The sequence below is a fragment of the Dactylosporangium sp. NPDC000555 genome (genome assembly GCF_040300025.1).
GTDB lineage: Bacteria > Actinomycetota > Actinomycetes > Mycobacteriales > Micromonosporaceae > Dactylosporangium.
In genome coordinates this window covers 1-25,695 of the sequence record NZ_JBEPDB010000102.1, presented here as the reverse complement: position 1 = coordinate 25,695, position 25,695 = coordinate 1, and the positions used below count along the sequence as shown (strand labels likewise).

Annotated in this window: 23 protein-coding genes; 4 read left to right on the top strand and 19 right to left on the bottom strand. The window is 71.1% G+C overall.

Annotated elements, in window-relative coordinates:
- Positions 1-7: 7 nt before the first annotated feature.
- The gene (locus tag ABT297_RS37915; protein WP_350557404.1) at positions 8-400 is read right to left on the bottom strand and encodes an RNA polymerase sigma factor; all 393 of its coding nucleotides are present in this window, start codon (positions 398-400) and stop codon (positions 8-10) included.
- Between the two features lie 953 nt (positions 401-1,353).
- On the opposite strand from ABT297_RS37915, the gene ABT297_RS37910 reads away from it, so the two are divergent.
- Positions 1,354-1,803, top strand: a complete 450-nt coding sequence (locus ABT297_RS37910) for a hypothetical protein (RefSeq protein WP_350557403.1) — start codon at positions 1,354-1,356, stop codon at positions 1,801-1,803.
- 4 nt (positions 1,804-1,807) lie between these two features.
- Here ABT297_RS37910 and ABT297_RS37905 read toward each other — a convergent pair whose 3' ends face one another.
- From ABT297_RS37905 to ABT297_RS37890, 4 genes are all read right to left on the bottom strand, one after another.
- Complete coding sequence (locus ABT297_RS37905; protein ID WP_350557402.1) at positions 1,808-2,374, bottom strand: hypothetical protein; 567 nt, start codon at positions 2,372-2,374, stop codon at positions 1,808-1,810.
- A gap of 266 nt (positions 2,375-2,640) precedes the next feature.
- Positions 2,641-3,801 carry a hypothetical protein gene (locus ABT297_RS37900; protein ID WP_350557401.1) on the bottom strand — a complete coding sequence of 387 codons (1,161 nt, stop codon included), beginning with the start codon at positions 3,799-3,801 and terminating at the stop codon, positions 2,641-2,643.
- On the bottom strand, positions 3,798-5,765 hold the full coding sequence (locus ABT297_RS37895) for an AfsR/SARP family transcriptional regulator (protein ID WP_350557400.1): 1,968 nt from the start codon (positions 5,763-5,765) through the stop codon (positions 3,798-3,800). Before ABT297_RS37895 ends, ABT297_RS37900 begins: the two co-directional genes overlap by 4 nt.
- Positions 5,766-5,767: 2 nt before the next feature.
- A complete protein-coding gene (locus ABT297_RS37890; RefSeq protein WP_350557399.1) occupies positions 5,768-7,729 on the bottom strand; it encodes an Hsp70 family protein in 1,962 nt (653 codons plus the stop codon).
- A gap of 763 nt (positions 7,730-8,492) precedes the next feature.
- Here ABT297_RS37890 and ABT297_RS37885 point away from each other — a divergent pair.
- The gene (locus tag ABT297_RS37885) at positions 8,493-8,711 is read left to right on the top strand and encodes a hypothetical protein (protein ID WP_350557398.1); all 219 of its coding nucleotides are present in this window, start codon (positions 8,493-8,495) and stop codon (positions 8,709-8,711) included.
- Between the two features lie 53 nt (positions 8,712-8,764).
- Positions 8,765-10,756, top strand: a complete 1,992-nt coding sequence (locus ABT297_RS37880) for a recombinase family protein (protein WP_350557397.1) — start codon at positions 8,765-8,767, stop codon at positions 10,754-10,756.
- On the opposite strand, the gene ABT297_RS37875 is transcribed toward ABT297_RS37880, so the two are convergent.
- From ABT297_RS37875 to ABT297_RS37855, 5 genes are all read right to left on the bottom strand, one after another.
- Positions 10,686-12,629 carry an aconitate hydratase gene (locus ABT297_RS37875; protein WP_350557396.1) on the bottom strand — a complete coding sequence of 648 codons (1,944 nt, stop codon included), beginning with the start codon at positions 12,627-12,629 and terminating at the stop codon, positions 10,686-10,688. The genes ABT297_RS37880 and ABT297_RS37875 overlap by 71 nt on opposite strands.
- A 206-nt stretch (positions 12,630-12,835) precedes the next feature.
- A complete protein-coding gene (locus tag ABT297_RS37870) occupies positions 12,836-13,516 on the bottom strand; it encodes an adenylate kinase (protein WP_350557395.1) in 681 nt (226 codons plus the stop codon).
- Between the two features lie 279 nt (positions 13,517-13,795).
- Complete coding sequence (locus tag ABT297_RS37865; protein ID WP_350557394.1) at positions 13,796-14,245, bottom strand: hypothetical protein; 450 nt, start codon at positions 14,243-14,245, stop codon at positions 13,796-13,798.
- A gap of 100 nt (positions 14,246-14,345) precedes the next feature.
- Complete coding sequence (locus ABT297_RS37860) at positions 14,346-14,513, bottom strand: hypothetical protein (protein ID WP_350557393.1); 168 nt, start codon at positions 14,511-14,513, stop codon at positions 14,346-14,348.
- A gap of 31 nt (positions 14,514-14,544) precedes the next feature.
- Positions 14,545-14,850, bottom strand: a complete 306-nt coding sequence (locus tag ABT297_RS37855; protein ID WP_350557392.1) for a DUF6098 family protein — start codon at positions 14,848-14,850, stop codon at positions 14,545-14,547.
- Positions 14,851-15,009: 159 nt separating this feature from the next.
- Here ABT297_RS37855 and ABT297_RS37850 point away from each other — a divergent pair, with 159 nt between their 5' ends.
- The gene (locus tag ABT297_RS37850) at positions 15,010-15,885 is read left to right on the top strand and encodes a glycosyltransferase family 2 protein (protein ID WP_350557391.1); all 876 of its coding nucleotides are present in this window, start codon (positions 15,010-15,012) and stop codon (positions 15,883-15,885) included.
- 155 nt (positions 15,886-16,040) lie between these two features.
- Here the strand turns inward: ABT297_RS37850 and ABT297_RS37845 are convergent, their stop codons facing one another.
- The 9 genes from ABT297_RS37845 to ABT297_RS37805 all read right to left on the bottom strand — a co-directional run.
- On the bottom strand, positions 16,041-17,315 hold the full coding sequence (locus ABT297_RS37845; RefSeq protein WP_350557405.1) for an MFS transporter: 1,275 nt from the start codon (positions 17,313-17,315) through the stop codon (positions 16,041-16,043).
- Between the two features lie 295 nt (positions 17,316-17,610).
- Entirely contained in the window at positions 17,611-18,510 is a 900-nt protein-coding gene (locus tag ABT297_RS37840) for a glycosyltransferase family 9 protein (protein WP_350557390.1), read from the bottom strand.
- Positions 18,507-19,196, bottom strand: a complete 690-nt coding sequence (locus ABT297_RS37835; RefSeq protein ID WP_350557389.1) for an SDR family oxidoreductase — start codon at positions 19,194-19,196, stop codon at positions 18,507-18,509. The genes ABT297_RS37840 and ABT297_RS37835 overlap by 4 nt, the downstream gene beginning before the upstream one ends.
- Positions 19,193-20,551, bottom strand: a complete 1,359-nt coding sequence (locus ABT297_RS37830; protein WP_350557388.1) for a PfkB family carbohydrate kinase — start codon at positions 20,549-20,551, stop codon at positions 19,193-19,195. The genes ABT297_RS37835 and ABT297_RS37830 overlap by 4 nt, the downstream gene beginning before the upstream one ends.
- Positions 20,548-21,165, bottom strand: a complete 618-nt coding sequence (locus ABT297_RS37825; protein ID WP_350557387.1) for a D-sedoheptulose-7-phosphate isomerase — start codon at positions 21,163-21,165, stop codon at positions 20,548-20,550. Before ABT297_RS37825 ends, ABT297_RS37830 begins: the two co-directional genes overlap by 4 nt.
- Positions 21,162-22,379: a glycosyltransferase gene (locus tag ABT297_RS37820; RefSeq protein WP_350557386.1), complete on the bottom strand. Its 1,218-nt coding sequence runs from the start codon at positions 22,377-22,379 to the stop codon at positions 21,162-21,164. The genes ABT297_RS37825 and ABT297_RS37820 overlap by 4 nt, the downstream gene beginning before the upstream one ends.
- Positions 22,364-23,311 carry a glycosyltransferase gene (locus ABT297_RS37815; protein WP_350557385.1) on the bottom strand — a complete coding sequence of 316 codons (948 nt, stop codon included), beginning with the start codon at positions 23,309-23,311 and terminating at the stop codon, positions 22,364-22,366. Before ABT297_RS37815 ends, ABT297_RS37820 begins: the two co-directional genes overlap by 16 nt.
- Entirely contained in the window at positions 23,308-24,921 is a 1,614-nt protein-coding gene (locus ABT297_RS37810) for an HAD-IIIA family hydrolase (RefSeq protein ID WP_350557384.1), read from the bottom strand. Before ABT297_RS37810 ends, ABT297_RS37815 begins: the two co-directional genes overlap by 4 nt.
- The coding region (locus ABT297_RS37805) for a glycosyltransferase (protein ID WP_350557383.1) at positions 24,864-25,695 on the bottom strand (832 nt) is incomplete at its 5' end. The genes ABT297_RS37810 and ABT297_RS37805, both read right to left, overlap by 58 nt.

Sequence of the window (25,695 nt, the reverse complement as noted above, 5' to 3'; positions counted from 1 at the left end):
GGCGATCTCACCCGCCCTGACCGCCTCCACAAAGGCCAGTCACCCCGTATAACCCCAGCTCAATCCGCCATCTGCCGAACACGCAATGGCCCTGGGAGGTCTCCTTCCGGCGATGCCGCGATACCTCCCTGACCAGGATCCCGAGTAGCCACGGTCGGGCGTCACTGCGATTCAGGTCATATCGGGCTCGCTGCCGAAACGCTGCGAGGAACGTCTCGGCCACGACATCCTCGGCAACCTCCGGACCCACCCTGCGACAGGCGTAACGGAACAACGTCCCGGAGTGACGCTCGAACAACGCCCCGAACAGTTCGGGGTGCGTGCGGGAATGGCCAATGATCTCGGCATCGCCCAGACTCACCGGTAGCACCGCATCACCCAACGATCTGCTCACCCGCATCCAATCCGTCATAGAACCTCGCGCCTACTGTGTATCGCCCGCCCGCGCCAATCGAGTTCACGCTCGACCGCAGAAACTTCAAACTCGCAAACGGCTACCGCCGCGGTGTCCGACTGAGGCCGGTCCCCCGCCGCTGCTCGTGCCAGCGGTCGCAGCGGCGGCAGGGCGTCCGGAGGTTGCCAGTACAGGGGCCGATGAGCTGCGCACACGCTCCACGCCAGGACTTGACATCGGTCTTCTCCTCGGAGAGCTGGCAGCTACGTCGCCGCTACGCCAGCCGGGACACGGTGCGGGGGCACGAGCGTGCGCCGGCCATCGCAGCCGCGCCCGCTGCCAAGGGCATCCGGTCGGGCACGCGGGGTCTCGCAGCGCGTCCGTGTCACTTTCCCGGCGGACGTTCAAGGATGTCGTAACCGAGACCGATACGGAGATCGGGGAAGGCTGGGCGTTTCGCTGCACGCGCGCGAGTCCAGGAGCCTGGACTCGCGGAGTTCAGACTCGTAGTCCTTCAATGTTAACGGGTATCTGTTGATTCCGGCCGGTACTGGCCACCGTGTGATGATCAACGGTTACCGACGGCGGCCCCGCCAGAACGGTGCCCTGGAATTGAAGTATAGATATCTCGCACCGTGGGCTCCTCGTAGACGATCAATGTTCCGGTGCGGTTCGGAAGGCGCCGGCGCGGCGGAGGACATGGTCGACGGTCTTATGCAACTCGCCTTGCGACACGGCGTGGAACCCGCCTGATCGGCTCAACCGTTGAAGGTGCACCGCTCGATCACGTTTGCGCTGATACCGCGGGATCTGCGTGGCTGGCCCACTTCGTCAACGCAGCCGAACGGACGGGTCCCACGTTCCGGGACCTCTTCTACGCTGCCGGCGTTCTCGATGCCCCGACCACGCCGGCAGCGAGACGCTGCGCCTTCGATCACCACGAGGAGTGCACCGTCCCGTTGCCTGACGGCATCGACGTACCGGCCGACGACCAGCCCGGCCTGGCCGACAGTTTGTCCAGCTGGGCCGCGGCCGCCGGCCTGTACGCCTCGGCAGACCGCATCATTGACGCGATCGGCACGCATACCGACGACGAAGCCGTGTGGGGGCTGATTGACGTCCTCGGTCTGGATCTGGTGGAGACGGTCCGCCCGCTGTTCGCCTTCAGCGAGCATGACTGGTGGGACGCATGGCTTATCCGCGATCACGCCAGCGCGAGGGTCCTGCGAGCCTGGAACGCCCAACGGGAAGGCCGCGAACTGGCCTCCTACGACCGACCACTACCGGACGCCGGCGAGTTCGTGCGGTTCCTCGATTTGGTGGCAGCATCAATGTTCGGCGGCGGCCTCACGCAGGCTGAACTCTGTATCGAGGCCGCACAGCTGCTGGAGACCTACCCCGAGTCCTGAGCCGTCACGCCTCTCTGGCCGCCAAATCGACCGGGAGCGTCGCGTCTGCCGCAGTTGGTACGCGGTCGCCGGCCTCGAAGACCACGAGCAGGGCGTCTGGGTCGTACTGCGGCAGCCCTTCTTGATCAAGACTACCCATAGCGGCAATCACGTCCAGGCCATTGCCGAAAGCGAGCGTGATCGACATGAGGCTCTCCGGGGCACCCTGCATGGACCGATGCCATCCGAGGCGTACCGACGAGATCTTTTTACCGACAACCGGCTCCCATTCCGGCAGACCGTCGACCGCCACCGCACCCTCGTCGTCCGACACGTCAAGAACGGTCAGGAGTCTGACCGCCATACCCCAGGTACGCCCCGCCTGCACAGGCATGATCCCGATGACACCGCTGTTGAGCACCAGCAACAACTCGAGGTCCACTTCGTGGCACTTGCCGTGTGGTGGCTCGACGGGCTGATCGCCGACGAGTTGCCGATACACCACGGCATGGATGGTCGAGCCCAGCAGCGCGCCCTCGACTGCCTCCACGCGGTGCTTGTCGGACTTCAGCACCGGACTGTAGTCGTTCACCGCTAGTACCTCCAGCTGTGCCCGAAGAACTTGAAGGAGTCATCCGCCGCGAAGATGGCAACGTGTCCGTTTGGTCTGATGAAGGCGGTTCCACCGACGAAGTTGCCACAGGTGACACCTTCCTCTCGGGTGAGCGGATCAAACATGATAGCCTTCAGGGCTCTCTGGCCTGGACCATTCAGCCTGCCGGGACCCACGGCCCGCCCTGATGCACGCCTCGGTCATGGCGCCAGTTGTCGTCCGTAAACTCAACCGGAAGACGGGATTCACCCGACCCATCTCACGTTGTCGTTGTCGAGGAGGACTGTGCCTGCAACGGTGATGTCTTCGGTCGCGATGACGGTGTTCCAGGTGCGGGGTTCGATGATGTGGACGGTCCAGTCGTAGCTGATCTGGGCGCTGCCGGGCATGGTGGTGTGGACAGTGACGGCGGTGTCGTTCTCGACCCGCAGTTCGATGCTCGGATATCGCAGAAGGGTCCATTTCGGCGCTCGAGTGAATGCGTATTTGGTGTTGTGGCTGAAGGGGCAATCGTTGAGCAGCGCGGTTGGGTCCGTCTGCGGGCGCAGTTCTGGGTCCGCGGCGCATTGGTCGATTTGGGCCCGTATCTGACGCTGCACCTCGTCGACGACTCCGGTCTTCATCGCCGTTGGCAGCGTGGCGGGGGCTGGATCTTCGCGGCCGGTGACGGTGATGGTGGCATGTGCCGCTTCGAACAGCGCGTCGCCGGCGGCCGTGCTGGTGTAGACGCCCGGCGGGCCCCAGACCTTGCCGGGGCCGGTGACCGCGGATTTGTCGGAGGCGGGTATGTCGATGCCGGCGAGGCGGACTCGGTCCCAGTGCCCGCCTCGCACCTGCAGCCATCCGCCGGGCGCCTGACTGATCCGCCATTGATGCCCGAACATTCCGGTCCGGTACCGTGTCACCTGCACAGCGGTGTCGTAGGTGACACCTTCGATGCGGTAGCGCACGAGCACCTGCAGCCGGTCATTGCCGTCGCGCTGCCGGCCGGTCAGCAGTACGTCTTGGGGCGGGTCATATCCGGTGGCGATACCTTGCGCGGTGCACAGCGGGATCGATGTACAGGCGAGCACTTGTGCCAGGCGTTCCCCGTCGCGGGCGGTCAACGCGGCGAACATCTCTCGGACCTGCCGTTCCGGCTCCTGCGAGTCACTGGTGCGGGTCAGCACGATCGCGCTGATGGTCACCGCGACCACGACGATGGCGGCGAGGAATACGTACCCCCTGCGTCTGGTCGGTGGATCGATGTGGCCGGGTTGGACTGCCACGTGGACCGGGGCTCGTTGCGGGGCGCGTAGCGTGGGCGGAGCCGAGCTGCGGGTGGCAGGGTATTCGAGCGCTTCGTACGGCACCAGCACGCTCGGCAGGTGCTCGTGCTGCACCGCCGGCCGATCGCCGGCGTTCACCGGTGAGCTCCGGCAACTGGGCTGGCTGCATCGGCGACGGTTCGCGGCCGTCGGTATAGCTCGGAGAGGTGTCGGGCGAGCGTGTCCCGGGCGCGGCGCGCGCTCTCGACGTCGCCGGCGGCGTCGAGGCGGTTGATCAACGTCCGGTGGATGGCCTCGTTGTCGGGGGCCAGGCGGGTCGCTCGGCGCAGCAGGTCGACGGCGCGCTGGTGGTCCGGTTCGGCGGCGGCGAGGTGGCAGTAGACGTCGATGTAATGGCGGACGGTGGACTCCCGCGCGGTGTAGAGCCAGTCGGCGTCGATTCCTTCGGCGAGTTCGCCGTGGTCGAGGCGGATGGCGTCGTGCAGCAGCGCGCGGCGGGCGTGCTCGTCGGTGTTCATGGCGGCCTGGTCGAGCAGGTCGTGCAGTTGCCACAGGTCGACGTGGATCGTCGCCGGGTCGAGGTGGTGCCTGGTCTGTCCCGTGGGCAACACCGGAACTCCGGCCGCAGCCTGAAGCACGCCCCGCAGGTGGGACATCGTGACCTGGAACCGGCGGTCGGCAAGGCTGCTGGCGACGTCTGGCCACAGCGCTTCCTTGATCTCGTCGCTGGTGGCGCCGTCGCGGTGCAGCGCCAGGTAGGCCAGGATCTTGATTGCGGCGGTGCGGCGGAACCGTGCGCTGCTGTGGCTTCCGTCCGGGTAGATCGTTCGCACGTCGACCGGACCGAGGACCTGCAACAGCAGCCTGGTCGGGCCGTGGTGCTGGGATTCCAGCTCGTCGCGGAGTCGTGGGGTCTGGGTGGCGGTGATCCGGTGCGCTTCGGTGACTGCGGCCAGGATGGCGTGGGCGGCGGGCTGGTTGAGCACGCCCAGCCGGATGGTGCCGGCGGGGCGGTGGACGGTGCCGTCCGCCTCGACGTGCCAGGTCTGGGCTGGTGGCCATGGGCCGACGAGCACAGCTGTGATCGGTCGTGTCTCGATCGTCGCGGCCAACTGCGTTGTGGCGTCGGTCGGCAGCGGTTGCACATGCAGCAGCAGCGCCGACGACTGGTCGGCCGGGTACCGGCTGGCCAGGTCCAGCATCTCGGGCAAGTCCCTGGCGGTGTGCAGACCGGGGCCGGCGACGGTGGTACCGGCAAGGGTCTGCAGGTCGTCGACGGTGGCGATGACTGCTGGTGCGCCGCTGTCGGCGAGGTGCGCAGCGACGGCGGTGGCGAGGATGGCGCGAGCTGCGTTGACGGCGCCCGGGCCGGTCAGCCCCACGCCGCCGGCCGGCAGGTCAGCTAGCCCCAGCCAAGCTTGCGGGTCAGCGCCGATCGTGACCGGCGGAGCATCGGCAACGGCCACGGCGTCGCTCAACTCGGCGAGCAATGTCGGCGGGGTCGGCGGCGCCGGATCTTCGCGGACCGCGCGGCCGGGCGGACGCGGCCGGTAGACACGGCGTCCGTGCCTCCACAGCGACGTGAGCGCTGCACCCACCCCGGCCGCAGCCGGCAGCGGCAACCACCCACCCCCGAGCGTGATGCCTCGCTCGCCGATGAGGGATTCGGCGGTGGCGTCGGTCGGAACCGCACTGCCGCTGCTCGTCGCTGCGGTCGGCGGTGCCGCGTCGGCCGTCACGGGTCCGGATACGGGCGGGATCGCGTAGGCAGCGCTGGCGTCGGTCAGCAGAACCAGCATTCCGGCCAACGCGCTGACCGGACGGTGCCACGGCACGGCCAGGCGAAGCCCGGCTGGGCCGCGTCGACGCCGTCGCCGGCTCACCTCGTACACGAGCACGGACAGCAGCCAGGCCCACAACACCCAACCGACGACGGTCCCGGCGAGCAGCAGTACCGGTGCCGTCAACGGTTCGGTCACCAACGTCGCCCCGTCGAGGTCTGCCAGCGCGATCCGGTCCAGGACTACCAGGCCGTACGGCAACCCGACGAGCACCAGCAACAGCCACCCCACGGCCATGGCGGCGCGCGTGAATCGGCGCATCGTCACGCGCTCCCGGTCCGGCCGACACCGGATACCGCCGGCGTCTCCTGACTGTCGGCAGGCCCTCCAGCGTAGGTAGAGGTGCGGCCGAGGAACACGGGGTACAGCACCACGTACAGCGCCTGCCACAGCCACCAACCGGCTGCCGCGATCACGAACCCGGCCGCGATCAACCCGGTGGTTCGCAGCGCGACCGTTGCGGCGGCCAGTGCCGCGAGCGGGACCGCGGCCAGCGTCCGGTGCCAGACGCGGCGCACCAGCAGCAACCCGATCCCCGCGCCGACACACGCCGCGCCGATCCGGCCGATCGCACTGATCACCTGCATCCCGCTGGTCGGGAACCACTGATCCAGCTGCCACCCCAGCGGACGCAACAGCTGCGGTGCCCCGCTGACGTCATAGCCGATCAGCATCTCCCCGACACCGACGAGCAGCACGCTGGACACCGGGAACCGTACCCACGCAAACCACGAGCCGCCCGGAGGATCCGGCCGCCACACCATCACCCCGGCCAGCACCACCATCGCCACAACCACCGGCACCACGGCCAGCACCGACCAGCGCAGGAAACCCCCGGCCGGCATGTCGAAGTAACTGGCGGCAATCGTCGCGTACACCGCGGCTACCACCAGCCCGCCGACCGCACCCGCCCCCAGGGCCGCGCCGAGCAGCCGATGGACCAACCGGCCTCCTGCCGCACTGTCATGCCGCGTCGCCGTGGACAGCAGCACCCCGGCCGCCGCCGCCAGCACAGCCATCACGGACGCGACGGCGAGGCCACCCCAGTGCGCCAACACCATGCCCGGGGTGATCGACTGCCGCGGCCCGTACCGCTGCGTGCCCGCCATGAACTGCGCGAACAACCCCACCGACAGCAGCGCCGGCAGCACGACACCGGCCGAGTCGGCCAGCCTCACCCACGACCGTCCAGCCGGGACCACCGCCGACCCCGGCTCGGACGCAGCGGCTTGGACCGCGCCGTACACGGCGGCGAGGTCGGCCTCCGCCACCATCAGCGGTTGCACGCCCAACGCATCCGCCAAGGGCTTGGCCACGACCGGCAGCCGCGCCCCGCCGCCCACGCACACCACCCACGCCAACTGCTCGGCCGGTACCTCGGCACCGGCCAACGTGCGGCGGACCGCATCCACCGCCGCGTCGGTGGCCGGCCCGGACACCTCCCGCAACCGGTCCACACCGAGCACCATCGCCGGCGCACCGCCGCCAAGGCCAACCAACACGCTCCGCGCGGTCGACAGCCCTTCCTTAGCAGTCCGCGCCTGAGATATCGGCAGTGCCGGACTCGGCTCGGCACCAGCCTCGGCCGCTGCGGCAGCGAGGTGCTGCGCGAGGGCCGTGTCCAGCGCGGCACCGCCCGCTTCCCAGGACTCCACCGCGGCCAAGACCTCGAACGACATGCCCTTACGTCGCAGCACCGAAGCCTCGAACCCTGTACCGAAGTCGCACACCAGCAGGCACGACCCCTCGGCGACATCCACGCCGCCCGACACCAGATGCCAAGCGACCGCGACCGGCGCCTCCACCAGCGACGGCTGACCAAGACCGGCCCGGTGCAACACGCCACGCAGCGCGGTCCGCCGCTGCGGCCCCCACGCCGCCGATACCACCACCGTCACCAGTTCCGGCAACCCACCGGCCACCCGCGTCGCCTCCTGCACCACCACCCGCAGCGGCGCGGCAACACCCTCGACCACATCGAGCGGTGGCCCGCCATCATCCAGAGCACGCCCGGCCAAGACACGCAGCGGAAACGCAGCGGCTCCCGGCTGCCCGTCACCCCGGTCGAGGCCAGACTGGCTTCCATCGATGCCAGAGACCACGTCCACCCACGGGACGCCGTTGAAGGTCAGCGGCTCCACCGTGCCGTCCGGCCAGGCCAGCACCGCCTTCACCCTGCTCGCACCGACGTCGATCCCGAGTCGGGCATTCACCCCGTTCGACATGAATCTGATTCTCACTCATAAATGCAACGAATGGTGACCGGTAGATCACAGACTTTGACGAGGCTGCGGCGTGGCCGGTTCCACCGGCCACAACCAACTCCTCGGAGCCGGAAGCCCCAAGGCTGAACTGCTGGGAGTCCCACTTCGCGCCAGCCGGAAGGGGGACATCATGATCATGCCCGCCGCGCTCCGCGCACGTGTGCCAGATCGCCCGGTCCCCGGGCTGGAGCGCTTATGGCTGACGTACCAGACACGCTCGCCGTCGTGGGCCCAGCCCGGACCGCGCCGCTGAGCGATGTGGACCATCGGGCCACATCGCCGGAAGCCGAACAGCATTGTGAAGAAGGCCGGTCCGGCATACGCCGCGACCGGTCCCTCGCTGCCTTCGCACATCAGCGCCCTGCGGACGATGCCAGTGCGCTGAGCCGCCAGCTCACGGCCGGCCACCGCGGTCTCGGTCCGGCTGCAGGTGGGAAAGGCTTCTTGGCCGAATCCGGCCGAGGACTTCGCCGCGCTATTTCGGCACAACACGGCCTCCGAGATGCGGTGGTTGCCGTGCCGGCGAGCAATTCGAGTGTCGCGCACATTAACCACAGTGAAGCACTCCATAAATGACGCGCCGAGTCGAGTTGATCGGCGCATTGCCGCCTATCCGGCGGCTCCCAGAGCCCGCTCTCTGTAGATCGATCAAGTCAAAGGAGTTCCCACGTGAACAGTCAAAACGCGAAGGACCTCATCCTTCGACTCGACTCAAGGAGTCATCATGGGCGATCTCGAATCGCGAGAAACGTCGGCCGTTTCCGTTGGCGTCAACGACGACGCCGCCACCACCGAAAATGCGATATTGTCTGGCGTGCCCGTGGTAATTGTCCCGATACAACCGCCAGAATTGGGCGCCGATATTGCGCACGCCCTGGTTCGGCTGATCGAGAACGCGTACCGCAGGCGAGCAGCAGCCGAGGCCCCGGGAGAGGAACTGTGACGAGTCCAGCCGATCAGCCATCCAGCGTGGAGGCTCCGACACCGAACGGATCATTGACGTTCGCCTTCTACGGCCGCGTCTCCACCGAGGACAACCAAGACCCCGAGTCTTCACGCAACTGGCAGCTATCCCTTGCCCGCAATCTCATCGCCCCCCGTGGTGGGCAGATCGATACCCGCTACGTCTTCTTCGACGTAGGACAGAGCCGATCTCTGCCCTGGCAACGCCGGCCAGCCGCAAGCCAGTTGCTGACCGCGCTGCGTGACCAGCAGCGCGGCTTCGCCGCAGTGGTGATCGGCGAACCCCACCGGGCCTTCTACGGCAACCAGTTCAGCCTCACCCTGCCGCTGTTCACGCACTACGGTGTTCAACTGTGGGTGCCCGAGGTGGGCGGTCCGATCGACCCGAACAACGAAGCCCACGACCTGGTCATGTCGGTGTTTGGCGGGATGAGCAAAGGCGAGCGGAACCGGATCAAGCTGCGGGTCCGGACCGCGATGGCCTCCCAGACGCAACTGGAGGGCCGCTACCTCGGCGGTCGGCCGCCGTACGGGTACATGTTGCGGGACCTCGGACCGCACCCGAACCCTGGCAAGGCGGCCGAGGGGAAGCGGTTGCGTGGGTTGACTCCTGACCCGCTGGCGGCTCCGGTCGTGCGCCGGGTCTTCGACGAATTTCTGGCGGGTAGCGGTCTGTTCGTCATCGCGGAGGACCTGACCCGCGATGGCGTACCGTGCCCGTCGGCGCACGATCGTGACCGCAACCGGCACCGGTCGGGCCTGGCGTGGTCGAAGAGCGCGGTCCGGGTGATTCTGACCAATCCCCGGTATACCGGTCGCCAGGTTTGGAACAAGCAGCGCACCGATGAGGTCCTCGTCGACGTGGACGACGTCGCGCTCGGCTACACCAGCATCATGCGGTGGAACGGCAAGGACCAATGGATTGTGTCCACGGACGTCGTCCACGCGCCACTGGTGGACGACGGCACCTTCGCTGAGGTGCAGCAGCGCCTGGCCCGGCGGGCCAGCGGGAAGGTCGGGCGGCACGTCAAGCACCGCACCCGTCATGCGTACGTCTTCCGTGGTGCCGTGCACTGCGGTGCCTGCGACCGGCGGATGCAGGGTCAGTACGCCCATGGTGTGGCCTACTACCGTTGCCGGTTCCCGCAGGAGTACGCGCTGGCGAACCGGATCGACCACCCGCGCAACGTCTATCTGCGGGAGGACGTCATCGTCGAGCCGGTCGACGGCTGGCTCGCGCAGTTGTTCGACCCCGTCCGGCGGGACGCAACGATCGATGCCTTGGCAGCCGCCGCCGCACAGGACGCTGCTCCACCCGACACATGGCACGTCAGCGCTGTGATCGCGGAGTGCGACACGAAGCTCGCTCGCTATCGCGCCGCGCTGGAGGCGGGCGCCGACCCGGCCGTGGTGACCGGCTGGATCGCCCAGGTGCAGGCCGACCGTGCCGCCGCCGAGGCCGAACTCGCCCAGCACACTGCCCGAGCGACTGCTCACCGGCTGACGCGGGAGGAGATCGCCGACCTGGTCGGAGGGCTGACCGATGCGATTGCGCTGCTGCGTCGTGCTGACCCGGAGGACAAGGCCGAGGTGTACCGGCGCCTCGGGCTGCGGCTGACATATCGGCCAGATACGCAAACGGTGGACGTCCAGGCGCATATCGGACGTCCACCGTGGGGTATTGGTACGTGTCGAAGGGGGGACGTGAACCCCCATTTGTGGTACACGCGCGCAAAACGCGTGTCCATGCGCAGATCGTACCCCGTCGGCGACGAGCCGTTGGGCGATGTGCCGGCCGATGCCGTTGCAGTCCTCGACCGCCCAGATCCGGTCTTTGTGTCGTCGGCCCAGTTTCAGCAGCCCGCGCGCTGCAGCGGTCTGCACCTATGGGCGACCACAGATCCCGGTCGCCGGTTTCAAGATCTGTTTCAACCTCGTCTATCAGCCGGACTTCTCACCGTGGCGTGGGAACGGGTGACGGGCGGGTCAGGGCGGGGATGCGGCCGCCGGCGAGCAGTATGTTGATCTGCCGCTCGGACAGCCGGTGCTGGGCCTGCTGGGTCGTGTCGCGGGTGGCGTTGCGGACGGTGATGCCGGTGCCGGCGTGCAGTGCCTGCGCCACGTTCCGCACGATGAGCCGGTCGCCGACCTCAGGTGTCGGGCCGTCGTACTCCAGCGGCAGGACACCGAAGTTGATCAGGTTCTGCCAGTGGATGCGGGCGTAGGAGCGGGCCAGGACGAGCCGGAGGCCGAGCGAGCGCGGCGCGAGGACCGCGTGTTCGCGCGAGGAGCCTTGACCGTAATTGCGGCCGGCGACGATCGCGTGGGCGCCCTGGCCCCGGACGCGGGTGACGTACTCGTCGTCGACCCGGGCGAACGTGAACTCGGCCAGCTTCGCGATGTCGCTGCGGTAGGGCAGCGCCTCCGCGCCGGCCTGCAGGATCTCGTCGGTGGACAGGTCGTCCCCGACCGCGATCGCCACGGTCGCCTCGAGCTCGTCGGGCATCGGGTCGAGGTCGGGCAGCGTGCCGATGCTCGGCGCCTTGTCCAGCCGGACCTGGACGGCCTCGTCGGCGGGGGACGGCGGTTCGAGCATGGCCCGGTTCACCGCCGACCGGTTCGGCAGGGACAGCGGTGGGCAGGCGATGCCGAGCCGCCGGGGGTCGGTGATCTCGCCGGTCAGCGCGGCCGCGGCCGCGGTTTCGGGCGAGCACAGCCAGACCCGGTCGTCGGCGGTGCCGGATCGGCCGGGAAAGTTCCGCGGCATGGTGCGCAGGCTGTCGTGTCCGGCCGCCGGGGCCTGCCCCATGCCGATGCAGCCCAGGCAGCCGGTCTGATGCAGCCGCGCCCCGGACTGGATCAGCGAGAGGGTCGCGCCCATGCCGGTGAGTTCGGCGAGGATCTGCCGCGACGACGGGTTGATGTCCAGCGACACCTGCGGATGCGCTTGCCGGGCGGCGAGCACCGCCGCCACCATCGCGAAGTCGCGCAGGCCCGGGTTGGCCGAGGACCCGACCACGACCTGGTGCACCGGTGTGCCGGCGACCTGCGCCACCGGCACGACGTCGCCGGGCGAGCCCGGGCGGGCGATCAGCGGCACGAGGCTGGACAGGTCGATCTCGTCGGTCAGGTCGTAGCCGGCGCCGTCGTCGGCCGTCAGCCGCGTGAAGTCGGCCTCGCGGTCCTCGGCGGCCAGGAACTCGCGCACCCGGTCGTCGGCCGGGAACACCGTCGTCGTGGCCCCCAGTTCCGCGCCCATGTTGGCGATCACGTGCCGGTCCATCGCCGTCAGCCCGGCCAGGCCCGGCCCGTGGTACTCGATGATTCGGTGCACGCCGCCGTCGACGCCGTGGCGGCGCAGCATCTCCAGGATCACGTCCTTGGCGCTGACCCAGGCCGGCAGTTCGCCGGTGAGGTGCACGCCCCAGATCTCGGGCATGACGAGGTAGAGCGGCTCGCCCGCCATGGCCGTCGCCACGTCCAGGCCGCCCACCCCGATCGCGAGCATGCCCGGCGAGCCGGCCGCGCAGGTGTGCGAGTCCGACCCGATCAGCGACTTCCCGGGCACGCCGAAGCGCTGCATGTGCGTCGGATGTGAGACGCCGTTGCCCGGTTTGGAATACCACAACCCGAAGCGGCGGCAGGCCGAGCGCAGGAACAGGTGGTCGGCCATGTTCCGCTCGTCGGCCTGCAGCAGGTTGTGGTCCACGTATTGCACCGACACCTCGGTGCGCACCCGATCCAGGGCGAGCGCCTCCAGCTCCAGCATCACCATCGTGCCTGTGGCATCCTGGGTCAGCGTCTGATCGACGCGCAGCCCGACCTCCCGGCCCAGGACCGGCTGACCCGCCACGAGGTAGGATTGGATCAGCTTCTGCGCGACATTCAGCGGCGTCATACCGCCCGGTTACCCGACGGGCCCGACCTCAACCCAGGTCCCGGGCACCGCTGCCATCCCGGCACACGGCCGGTGCCTATCGCAAATCTCCATTGCAATGATGTCGTGCGTCTGGCGGCGGGTCGGACGCGTGTTTCTCGGCAGGGCGGGTACGGCCCCCGTGTACCGACAGGACTATGGGACTGGCGCGATCACCACGGTGGGCGTCACCTATCGGCCTGACCTCGTCGGTTAGTCGCGGAGTGGCCGAAAGCGGTGTCGAGCCCAGTGAGGTCAACGGTACGGCGCAGCTGTTCGGGAACGTATTCGACGGTCGGCTGCATCGCCTCGAGTGCGGCGAGGATGTCCCTACCCACCTGCTCGACGGGACCCATCGCATCCACGCACACCAGGATGCCGCGGCGGCCGTACCACGCGACGATTGGTTCGGTCACCGAGTGGTAGAGATCCAGCCGCCGGCGGATGACCTCCTCGGTGTCATCGGGGCGGCGTTCGTCGCTGGCGCGTGTCAGCAGCCGCCGGACCAGCTCTTCGTCGTTGGCCTGCAGATGCAGTGCGACATTCGGAATCATCCCGAGCTGGACGCCGATCGTGTAGATCGCCCGAGCCTGCTCTATGGTGCGTGGTACTCCGTCAAGGACGTATTCGCCTCCGGTCGCCTCGGCGCTGATGAGGGCCTCGCGAACCATGTTCAGCACGATCTCGTCGGGTACCAGCTCTCCCTGATCAAGGTATCCCCGGACGGCCCGGCCGAGTTCGGTGCCTCGGGCTACGTGTTCGCGCAGCAGTTCACCGGCCGCGATGAGCGGAATGCGGAAGTGGTCAGCTATCAGCCGGCCTTGCGTGCCCTTACCCGCACCTGGAGGCGCGATCATCAGTAGCTTCATTGTTCTCGCCTCCTTGACTTGTTTCTCAACCGTTGCAGGGCGGCGTGTCGGCGCCAAGCGTGGTTCTGGATGGAACCTGGGGCAGTGGCCCGGTGGTGGCCGGCCTTGTACAGGCCGCCCAGTCGACGCCGCGTAACGTCTCGACCGGGCGCTCGAGCGGCTTGCCCTGCTCCGCCGTGACCAGGCGCTGCTGGGCACCGCGGATCTCGATGTGCGCAAAGCCGTCCCGTGTCCAGGCCTTCCGCCCGCCATGGGACGGCCGGCTCCCGGTTCGCGCTATCACCCGGCGGTGGCGGGGGTGCGGTGTTCGCGGGTGGCCACCCAGACCCCGGCGGCGGCCGCGAGGGCGACCGGCCATTCCAGGACGCCGAGTGCGGCGAGCGCGCCGACGCCGCCGTAGTACAGCAGGTGCCGGGGCTGCGGGACGTTGGCGAGCGTGGCTCGTACGTCTGGCCTGTGCATGTGGACGATCGGCACCTTGAGGTGCGGCATGGGTACGTCCTGCCAGGTCACCAGCTCGGACTCAGTCTCGGGCGTGTTGGCGGCGCGGACGGGTTGCGCCTTCTTCTGCGCCGCCTGCTGATCCGGCTTCGGCGCCGAGCGGGCCGACGCGGTTGTCTTCGCCTTCGACCGGCTCGGCTCGGTTGCCTTTCGCGTGGTGCCGCGGCGCTGGGTTGCGGTCCGCGTCTGCGGAGGATTGGGGGTTTCTGTCTGTGTGGTCGTCGTCATGGGTGAGTACCTCCCAAATCGGGGCGCTTACCCGGGCCGCAGGCGATCAATCACGAATCGTATGCAGCGTCGGTTGACCCTTCCCGCAGGTTCCGCGGCTTTAGGCAGTGCGGCCGCCTTCCGCTGGAGAGGCGATGGACCACTTCTTGGCGTGGCTGTTTGTCGTGCTCGGCGCCATAACGCGGTGGCTGCCGCGGGCTTTCACCAACCGTTCGCATTCCGCCAGCGCCGGCTCGTCGATCCATGCGATCGGGCGGTGGCAAATCACCAGCGCTTCGTTGTCGGGTCCCCGGCCGCACTCATCGCCGGCGAGGCACCCATGGACGCACTTCCGGGCCGTGTACGTCGCGTAGGTGCCGGTAGTCGTAGAGGCGCCGCGCCACCCACAGGCGCAGCGACCGCTCACCCCACCACGGCTCCACTCGAAGCGAGTTCGCCGACAGGCCCGGCAGCGGTACGCCGGTGAGCGCGTCGACGCTGCCGCGATGCTCTCCGGGCCCGTTCAGATCCGCGCCCGGTCCCCGGGACCAGCGCACGTACAGGTCCTCGCCCGGACAGGCGCGCAAGAGCGCGGCCAAGTCATCCAGCGTGTGCAGGACCCGCACGATGACCTGCTACCCCCCTCGCTGGGGGCAAATCGTACGTTTTCGCCGACTGTCGGCGGGCACAGTTGCGCGCTCTACCAAGGTACGTTTTGAAAACACCCCGCTCGACGCCGCCTTGTCGGCCGGTTTGATGGCCGCATTCGCGGACAGTGCTACCTCGTGTCCGAGGTCACCGTCGTGATCGCCACGCGAGATCGCCGCGTCAGTCTGGAACGGACCCTGCTCCGGTTGCATGAGGACACCGATCCACCGCCGGTTGTCGTCGTCGACAACGGCTCGGCTGACGGCACAGTGGCGATGCTCGCCGGCCGGTTCCCCGCTGTGCGGGTGCTCGAGCTGGGCCATAATGCCGGGGCGGTCGCCCGCAATCACGGCGTTGCGGCCGCCAGCACTCCATACGTGGCCTTCTGCGACGACGACTCCTGGTGGGCGCCTGGAGCGCTACGTCGCGCGGCCGCTCACCTGGCCTCGGCGCCGCGACTGGCCCTGATCGCGGCGTGCACGCTCGTCGGGCCGGATGAGGGCCTCGACCCGATGTCGGCGTTCATGGCGACCGCACCCCTGGGCACCGTGCCCGACCTGCCCGGTCCGTCGGTCCTGGGCTTCCTTGCCTGCGCCGCCGTCGTTCGCCGCGAGGCATTTCTGGCCTGCGGCGGATTCGACCCAGTCGTGTTCTTCATGGGTGAGGAGGCCCGGGTCGCGCTGGACCTGCGTGCCGCCGGTCATGGCCTGGCGTACTGCGAGGATGTCGTGGCGTACCACCACCCGGTCGCCACCACCAGCGACCGAGCCGCCAAGCGGACGCTTCAGGACCGCAACCGTGCACTCACCGCATGGATGCGCCGCCCGATTCGGGTCGCCGTCACTGAGACGGTGGCATTACTTGTCACCGCCCGCGCCGGGCGGCGGCTGCCTGCTGCGGCCTGGCGGCTTGCGGTTCGGCTGCCCGCGGCGCTCGCCGCTCGCCGCCCGGTCCCGCCCGCCGTCGAGCAGGAGCTAGCCGAGCTCGCCGCGGCGGAGCAGGCGGCCCGCTGATGCATCGGTGGGCCGGTCCGGCGACAGGTATCGCTAACGTTCGTGGAACTGGACCAGGCTCGGTCGGGGCGCCGACGACCGGACCCCCCGCGGTGCTGTCCCAGGCGTGTTCGAGACCGACGCCACCATGGGCAAGCAGGGGGATGACGGGCAAGTCAGGACGTCGCTGGCTCGGCATGAACAGGTGGGGGCCAGCGGTGCTGCGCGCCGCCCAGGGCCATGCCTGCGGCAACGCACGCTACCGTGGTCAGCGCGCCGGCCAGGACGAGGGTCTGGCGCGGTCCGACCCACTCGGAGAGCCAGCCCAGCAGCGGAGCGCCGAGGGCTCCGGCGAGCGAGCCCGTCACCGACATGGCGGCCAGCATCCGGCCGCGCATCTGGATGTGCGTGTCCAACTGCACCCGAGCCGACACCGTTGTGTCGATCAGCACCGCGCCGGCGCCGATCAGCAGCATGACGGCGGCGAAGCTCCAAACTCCGATCGACAATCCCGAGCAGAGTTGCAGAAGGCTGGTGAGCAGCCCGGCGCCGATCAGTGTCTGATAGCCGAGGTTCGATTGCCAAGCAGCGACCAGCGAGCCGAGCACCGTACCGACTGCGAAGAACGTGGAGAGCAGACCGTAACCGGATGGTCCGATGTGCAGCGGGCCGCTGCTCATCGCCGCCATGGTCACCTGATAGTTGCGTCCCAGGCTGCCGAGCACCATGGCCAGCCCGAGCGTGATCAGGATGACCGGTTGCTGACGCAGGTACCGCAGACCGGCCCGGACCCCATGCGCGATCCCGTCCTCGACGTCGCGGGCGGCTGACGGAGGCGCTGCGCCGTGCAGCGGCGCAGCCGTCGTTCCAGCGCTGCCGTGGCGGGGCCGGATGGCCAGCAGCGCGACGACCACCCCGAGGAAACTCGCCGCGTTTCCGGCGAAGAGGAGCGCTGGACCTATCATCGCGGCCGCGATGCCCCCCAGTGCCATGCCCAGAATCCGGCCGCACGAGTTGACCAGCGAACCGAGCGACAGCGCGTTGGTCAGCGCGGCCGGTTCGACGATCGTGGAGCCGAACCGGCCCATCGCTGGTCCCTCGATGGCGTTGACGACACCGCCCACGGTGCAGATCGCGTACACCATCCCGAGGCCACCCACGTGGCTCCAGGTGACGACGGCCAGGGAGACCGCCAGTGCGGCATGGAACAGCTGGGTGCACAGCAGCAGTGGCCGGCCGGGCAGGCGGTCGGCGAGCGCGCCGGCCCAGGAGCTGAGCAGCAGCACGGGCAGTGACTGCAGCAGTACGGCCAGGCCCATCAGGCCGGCGGATCCCGTGGCCTGCAGCACGTACCAGTTGACGGCGAGCGACTGCATCCAGGTGCCGCTGACCGACACGAAGCCGGCGCCCATCCAGATCCGGAAGTCGCGTTCGCGCAGCGCTACGAACATGGTGCGCACGTTGTCGTCCGTTCCTGCTCGGTTGGACGACAGCGTCTACCCGCCTGCGACGTCCGTGCCGGTCACCGGCCTTCGGTGACCACGCCGAGACGAGAGCGGGCGGCGTTATGCCCGAAATACGCCTTCGGTCCGCATATGTTGGAGGTACGGCGTCCTGATCGGCGCGTCGGGGGTGGGGATGGTGAAGCAGTTCACGTTGCCGCGCGCGGCCGGCGGGTTTACGGGGCAGGAGCCGGGTTGCCCGGGAGCGACCTGCGTGCCGTCAGTCCGCCGTAGTCGTTCGCCGCTACCGCGAGATTCCGTCCGCGGCGGCCAGGATCTCGCCGACCGTGACGGTCAGCAACGCCGGGTGCGGCAGCGTTCCAGGGGTGTCGCCCGGCTCGGCGGTGTGGCCGTGCCAGATGGTCCGGTGCTGCGGACGGTCCGGTGGCGGCCCCCACAGCGTTGGCGGCATCGGGCCGAACAGTACGACCGAGGGGGTGCCGTATGCGGTGGCGAGGTGCGGGATACCGGTGTCGCCGCTGACGAGCAGCCGGGCGTGACCGACCAGGCCGGCGAGTTCGCCGAGGCCGGTCCGGCCGGCCAGGACGGCTGGCGGCGGCAGCCCGGCCAGTTCGGCGACCCGCCGCGCCAGCGGCTCCTCGGCCGCGGAGCCGGTGACGACGACGTCGTGTCCGTTGCGCACGAGGGCCCGGGCGGTCGCGGCGAAACGGGCCGGCGGCCATCGACGGCGGCCGGACTTGGCGCCCGGGTGGACGATCGTCACGCCGGGCCGCTGCGACGCCGGCCGGGTGAGCGCCAGGTCCGCCGGGTCACTGCTCACGCCGTACCACCGCAGCATCCGGCACCACCGCTGGACCTCGTGCTCGGCGTCGCTCCACCGTGGACCGCCGCGGCCGAAGGCCAGCAGGCGGCCCGGGCAGGTGGCGCGCAACAGCCGGTGCGACTGCGGCCCCTTGCCGTGCAGGTTCACGGCCACGGCCGGTCGCAGCCGCGGCAGCGGGTCGTCCAGACCCGCGCAGGGCAGCAGCTCGTCGACCGCACCCGCCAGCTCGACCAGCGGGCCGAGCCAGGCGGGCGCGGCCAGGACGAGCCGCTCGGCCGGGAAGGCGCGCCGGAGGGCCCGCAGCGCCGGGACGCCGGTGGCGAAGTCCCCGACGCCGAGGGCCCGCAGCACGAGGATCACGGGTACGACGTCTCCGTCTCGGCGCACACCACGAGCTCCCGCACCGCGCAGCCGCGCGGCTGGGAGACGGCGAACATCACCGCCGCGGCGACGTTGGCCGGATCGTTGAGGATCGCGTCGGGGCCGGGCTTGTAGCGCTCGTCCCGGTCGTCGAAGAATTTGGTCCGCATGCCGCCGGGCACCACGAGCGTGACACCGATGTCGCCGGCGAGCTCAGCGGCCAGGGCGCGGGTGAAGCCGACGACGCCGAACTTGGCCGCGCAGTACGCGGTGGCGTCGCTGACCGCCTTGAGCCCGAGCGTGGAGGCGATCGTGACGATGTTGCCGTGGGCGTCGGCGAGCGCCGGCAGGGCGGCCCGGATGACGGCGGCGGTGGCGAGCAGGTCGACGGCGACGATCCGCTCCCAGGTCTCGGCCGGCACGTCCGTGAGGCGTCCGGGCACGTCCATGCCCGCCGCGGTGACCACCGCGTTGAGGCCGCCGAGCTGGGCGACCGCCCTGCGGGTGGCCTCCTCCGCGGCCCGGGTGTCGGCGAGGTCGCACTCGGCCCACGGCACACCCTCGACGGGGGGTTGCCGGTCGATGACGAAGGGCCGGCCGCCGGCCTTGACCGCGGCGTCGACCACGGCGGCACCGAGGCCACTGGAGCCGCCGGTGACGAGGATCGCGGGTCCTGGCTGGGTCATGTGGTTCCTCCCGAACGGGCAGTGGTGATCATCTTGGTGGTGGAGCGGCCGTCGAGGTACGGCACGATGACGGTCTGCCCGCCCCAGCGCCGCACCAGTTCGGCCTCGGGCAGGGTGGGGCCGCCGTCGGCGTAGTCACCGCCCTTGACCCAGACGTCCGGGCGGAGCCAGGTCAGCGTCGACTCCGGGGTCGGCTCGTCGAACACGACCACGGCGTCGACGCAGCCAAGCGCCCGCAACAGGCGGGCCCGGTCGGCCTGCGGCACGAGCGGCCGGTCGGGGCCCTTGAGGCCGCGGACGCTGGCGTCGGAGTTGAGGCACACGACGAGGCAGTCGCCCAGCGCCCGGGCGGCCTGGAGCGTGGCCACGTGACCGGCGTGCAGCAGGTCGAAGCAGCCGCCGGTGGCCACGATCGTGCCACCCTGGGCGCGGGTGCGCGCCACGACAGCGTGGACGGAGTCGTCCGGTTCCGCGGCCGGCGCCTCGGGGCGGCGGCCGACGTACGCGGTGGCGGCCTGCACAGCAGCCTCGACCGCCTCGGAGGGCAGCGCACCGCTGGCGATCGCGACGGCCGCCGCGACAGCGAACCGGTCGCCGGCCCCGCAGGTGTCACCCTCGGTCACCTGCGGGGCCGGTACCACCAGGGGGGTGGGGCCGGCGTGGCAGAGCACGGCCCCGGCCGCGCCGGCGGTGACGGTGACCGCCCCGACCCGCCACCGCCGGCGCAGTATGTTGCCGGCCCGGGCGGCCGCGGCGATGCGTCCGCCGCCACCGGCGTCGCCGCTGAGCGCGCGGGCCTCGGCCTCGTTCGGCGTCACCAGCCGCGCTGCGACGGGCACGGCACCGCGGGGGTGCGGATCCCACACGATCGCAGTGCCGGTGTCGGCCAGTGCCGCGTGCAGATCCGGGCGAGCGGTAAGACCCCGGCCGTAGTCGCTGACCAGGATGGCGTCGGCGGTGGCGAACAGCTCGCGGACGTGCTCCGGCAAGTCGCCGGTCGCCGCCGGGTCGGCGCTGCCGCGGTCCAGGCGCAACAGCACCTGGCCCCGGGCGCGGAGGCGGATCTTCTCCGGTGTCGGGCCCGCCAGCGGCACCGGGTGGAGTTCAACCCCGGCCGCCGTGAGCAGTTCGGCCAGGCGGGCTCCGCCCGCGTCGTCGGCCAGCGCGGTCACCAGTGCCACGTCGTGCCCGTCGCCGGCGGCCAGCAGCGCGGCCAGCCCGGCGCCGCCGGGCCGGTCGGTCGCCGACTCCTCGTCGAGCACGAGTGCGGGCGCGTCCGGGCTGACCCGGTGCACGCTGCCGTCGATGTCGCGGTCCAGCAGGGTGTCGCCGGCGATCACGATGCGCTTGGTCATGACGCCACCAGCTTCAGCCGGGCGAAAGGCCGGGCGAAAGGGCGGCGGCTCACGTCCGGCAGCGCCCGGTCGACGTGTTCGCACATGACGTGTACGGCGACGAGATGCAGCTCCTGGACGACCTGGTGATCGGCGCCGGGGCAGCAGACCGCCTCATCGCAGGCCAAAGCGAGCGGGTTGGGGCCGGGGCCGGTGAGTGCCCAGGTGTGCAGCCCGGACTCCCGCGCGGCGGCGACGGCCGCCAGCACGTTCGGGCTGCGCCCGCTCGTCGACAGGGCGATGAGTACGTCGCCCGGGCGGCCGTGGCCGCGAACCTGCCGGGCGTAGACCTCGTCGTATCCGTAGTCGTTGCTGATCGCGGTGACCGCCGCGCTGTCGGCGCACAGCGCGATCGCCGACAGTGGCGCGCGGTCGGCGCGCAGCCGGCCGACCAGTTCGGCGGCCAGGTGCTGGGCCTCCGCGGCGCTGCCACCGTTGCCGCAGACCAGCAGCCGCCCGCCGCGGCCCAGGATGTACGCCAGGCGGGTGCCCCACTGCTCCAGTGCGCCGGCGGCCTGGCGGAACGGGCCGATCGCGGCGGCGAGCGCGCTCAGGTGCGTGTCGAGAGGGTTCATCCGGCCACCGCCTCGGGCGTGATGGCGGCGGTCGCGGCGGCGTAGACGGTCTCCAGCTGTTCGGCGGTGCGCAGCCACGAGTACCGTTGCCGTGCGCGTTCGTGCCCCGCCGCGCCGTAGGTGAGCCGCCGCAGGTCGTCGCCGAGCAGCCGGCGCAGCGCGGCGCCCAGCGACCGCGGGTCGCGTGGCGGCACCAGGTCTCCGGTCACGCCGTCCACGACGGTGTCCATGAGGCCGCCGACGGCCGCGGCCACCACCGGCCGGCCGCAGGCCATCGCCTCCAGTGGGGTCAGCCCGAACGGCTCGTACCAGGGCACGGCCGCGACCACGTCCGCCGAGCGGTACCAGGCCGGCATGTCCGCGGCCGCGACCTGCCCCGCGAGCGTCACCCGGTCGGCGACTCCGCAGGATGCGGCGACGTCGAGCAGGCGGGCCGCCTCCGCATCGGTGGACAGTGCGTCGCCCGGCGGCCCGCCGGCGATCACACACTCGGCGCCGGGCACCAGCGGTAGCGCTCGGATCAGGTCGTCGAAGCCCTTGCGCTCCACCAGCCGGCCCACCGACAGGATGCGCCGCCGCGCCGTGGGCCGGAGCGCGATCGGTCCCTTGGGAGTGAAGCGGGCGACGTCGACGCCGGACGGGACCAGCGCGATCCGCGCGCGGGGCACGTCCAGGCGGATCAGCTCGCCGACCTCGTCGGCGCACTGCGCCACCACCCGGTCGGCGGTGCGGCCGATGCGCGGCTCCAGCGCGATGCGCCGCGGCGGGCTGGTGTCCGCCACGCCCTGGTGGCGGCGCTTGACCGTGCCCAGCGCGTGGTAGGTCTGCACGACCGGGATGCCGCGGGGGCCGGCGGCGGTGAGCGCGGCCAGGCCGCTCATCCAGAAATGGGCGTGCACGACGTCGGGCGTCCACGGGTCGGCGGCCCACTGCGCGCCCAGCCAGCGGCCGAAGTCGGGCATGTACGGCAGCAGCGCGTCCTTGGGCAGCGCCCGGGCCGGCCCGGCGGGCACGTGGACCACGTCCACGCCGTCGCGCATCGTCACCGTGCGGGGGTGCGCCGCGGTGTCGCGCCGGGTGTACACGCGCACGTCGTGACCGAGCGCGGCGAGGGCGGCGGAGAGCTCGGCGACGTGCGTGTTCTGCCCACCGGCGTCCTCGCCACCGGGCGCGGCGAGCGGGCTGGCGTGTTCGGAGATCATCGCGATGCGCATAGCACGTCCTCCAGCAGGCTGTCCCAGTCGGCAAGGAAGCGGTCCAGTCCGTAGCGGCGCACCGCCGCCGAGCGCCCGGCGGCACCCAGCCGGCGCGCCTCCTCTGGTGATTCCAGGAGCCAGAGCGCGGCGTCGACCAGGGTGTCGACGCGCGTGGAGAGCACGCCGGCGGCGCGCGGGACGGCCTCGACCGCCTCGGTCGTGGCCAGCGCGACGACCGGCAGCCCGATCGTCATCGCCTCGATGAGGCTCAGCCCCAGCGACGTCCAGCGGCACAGGTGCAGGTAGGCGCGGCGCCGGGCCAGCTCGGCGTGCATCGCCGCTTGCGGCGGGTCGTCGAACACCGCGACACGCTCGGCGGCCAGCGCCGCCACGCCCATGCCGAACACGTCCAGCGGCACCGCGGCGGCGAAGCGTGGTATCAGGTCGGTCCCGGTGACCCGGCCGCGGCGCACCGGCTCGTTCGTCACCACCGCGAGCCGGTCGAGCTCACCGCTGTAGCGCACCGCGGGCTCGACGATCCCGTGCTCGATGACCGCAGTGCGGGTGCCCCCGCAGTCCCAGAACAGCTCGTTGAAGTGGGTCACGTGGACCACGGTCAGGTCGTCGCGGTCGGCCATCGGGTGCCGTGTGCCGGGCACGTCACCCTTCGGCGTGTTGTGCTCCACATACACCTTCGGCAGGTGTACCGCCGGAGCCCACGCCGCCAGCAGGGTCAGCTCCTCCGGCCGCTGCAGGAGCACCAGGTCGATGTCCGATGTGGACAGCCGCTCGTAGGGCACCTCCTCGACACTGTCCGGCCAGGGGTAGGTGCGGGCCCGGCCGCGGCCCCACGGTCCGCGCTCGGCGGTGACCGGGACCAGATAGCGGTGCTTGCCCTGGACGAACGCGGTCGTCCAGGAGCCGTGCACGTGCCACAGCAGGATGTTCACCCGGCCCTCCCGGTGCTCAGCAGCTCGACGGCGGCCACGACGTCTGCGGGGTCGACGCCCGACAGGCACGGGTGCCCCGGCGTGGGGCAGTGGGCCGCCCGGCTGTCGCGGCACACGGCCGCGGCGTCGCCGAGCCGCACGAGCGGCACCCGGTAGGGCGCCCACTGTCCGAAGGGGACGGTCGGCGCGAACAGGCTCACCACCGGCGTGCCGACCGCCGCCGCGAGGTGCGCCGGGCCGGTGTTGCCCACGACGACGCAGTCCGCGCCTGCGATCAGCGCGGCCAGTTCGGCCATCCCGGTGGCACCACCGAGGTCCTCACCCGAGTCGGCGGCGACCTCGGCGGTGAGTGCCTTGTCCGCCACCGAACCGGTGACCAGCACCCGGTGGCCGGCCGCGGCGAGCGCGGCGACGATGGCCCGGCACACCGCCGGCGGGCAGGCCCGGGCGGCGACCGACGCTCCCGGATGGACGAGCACGTACGCATCGCCGTGCTTGGCCGGCCGCCGGGCACGGATCAGCAGCCGTGGGTCGTCGCCCGCCGGAGGCGGGAAACCGGCCGCCGCGGCCAGCGACAGGGCCCGCTCCGGCTCGGGCACCCCGGCCGGCAGCCGGTGCCGCACGTCCAGCAGGGAGCCGGGGTAGTCGTCGCTGATCGCGCTGACCCGCCGCACGCCCGCCGCGCGCAGCAGCAGCGCCGTCGGCAGCGGCGACTGGTGGAACGACGTGAACACGACCGCCTCGTCGGCGCCGGCGGTGGCGAGCCGGGCGGTCAGGGCCGCCAGGTCGGTTGGTTCGACCGGATCGGGCTCGGGGTCGATCCACGGCAGTCGCCACTCGATCAGTTCGTCGACGCCGGGCAGCAGCTCGGCGGCGGCCCGGCCGCGCGGCCCGCACAGCAGCACCAGCCGCTGCGCGCCGGCCGCCATCGCCCGGATCGCCGGCCCGGTGACGAGCACGTCGCCGGCCGAGTCAGGCCGCACCGCCAGCACCGTGCGTGCCCGGCGCGGCACCGGCGGCGCCGGCAGGTGCAGTTCGTGGCGGCGCAGGATCAGCTCCGCGGCGGCGCCGAGGCTCGCCGCCACCGCGGGTGCCGCGGCGACCTCCCCGGGCAGCGTCACGCCGGTGGGCACCAGCACGCCGGTCGCGCCGGCGGCCATGGCGGCGGTCATGTCCCGGCCGATGTCGCCGACGACGACGCACCGCCGCGGGGTGGTGCCCATGGCCGCCGCAGCGGCGTGGATGAGCCCGGGCCGGGGCTTGCGGCAGGCGCACCCGTCCACCTCCCCGTGCGGGCAGACCTGCCACGTGTCGAACGGACCGAGCAGTTCGTCCACGCGCTGGTTGACGCGGCGCAGGTCCTCAGCGTCGAACCGGCCCCTGGCCAGGCCGGACTGGTTGGTCACCACGCCGGTGCGCAGTCCTGCGGCGCGTAGTCGGTCCAGCGCTGTGCGGGCCCCTGGCATCGACCGGACCAGATCAGGTTCGCCGTTGTAGGGCACGTCCTGGATCAGCGTGCCGTCCCGGTCGAACAGCACCGCATCGAACATCGTCATGCCTCGGCCGCCCCCAGGGGCGTCGGCCATGACCGAGCCGCCCGCCAGCGCCATCGCCCGGCGAGCCAATGCCCGACGGCCAGCGGCGGGATCGCGAGGCTGGTGATGGCCATCGTGGCGACCTCGCCCGGGGTCCGGGGACCGGGCGCGATGCGCGCCAGCGCGAACTCGGCGGTCCCGGCCGCCCAGGCGGCGCCCAGCCCCGCCGCCAGCCAGCGCCACCGGCCCGGCAGCGCCGCCGCGCCGAGTGCGCCTCCGGCGGCGGCGGCCACCGCGGCGTGCCGGCTCCGGCGTCCCGGCGGGATCTCCAGCCGGGCGCGCCAGTCGGGACCGTGCAACCGGCGCAGCAGTGCGTCGTCGGCGTTGCCCCGCTGCGCGCGTACGCTCACCCATCGGCTCTCCGGCCGGACCGGGTGGGTGACGGCCCGGTCCCCCCGCTGCAGCCGCCAACCGGCCTGCCGGACTCGGAAGGCCAGGTCGGCGTCCTCGCGAAACGCGCGCGAGAACCGCTCGTCGAAGCCGCCGACGGCCTCCAGCGCGGCGCGGCGGTAGGCCATGTCGGCCGTGAGCCACGCCCCGCCGGCCAGTGCCGCGGTGGTGCGCTCCCAGTCCGTCGGCCGGCGCCCGGCCGGCCGACGGACTGGGAGGGGCACGACGATGCGGCCCTGGACCCCGCCCACGCCAGGATCGGTGTCGAGATCGCCGAGCAGGTCGCGGTACCAGGTGGGGGAGGGCAGCACGTCGTCGTCGAGGAACGCGACCCAGTCGTGCCGTGCGGCCCGCCAGCCGATGTTGCGGGCCGCGGCCGCCCTCGGCGGCGAGGCGGCC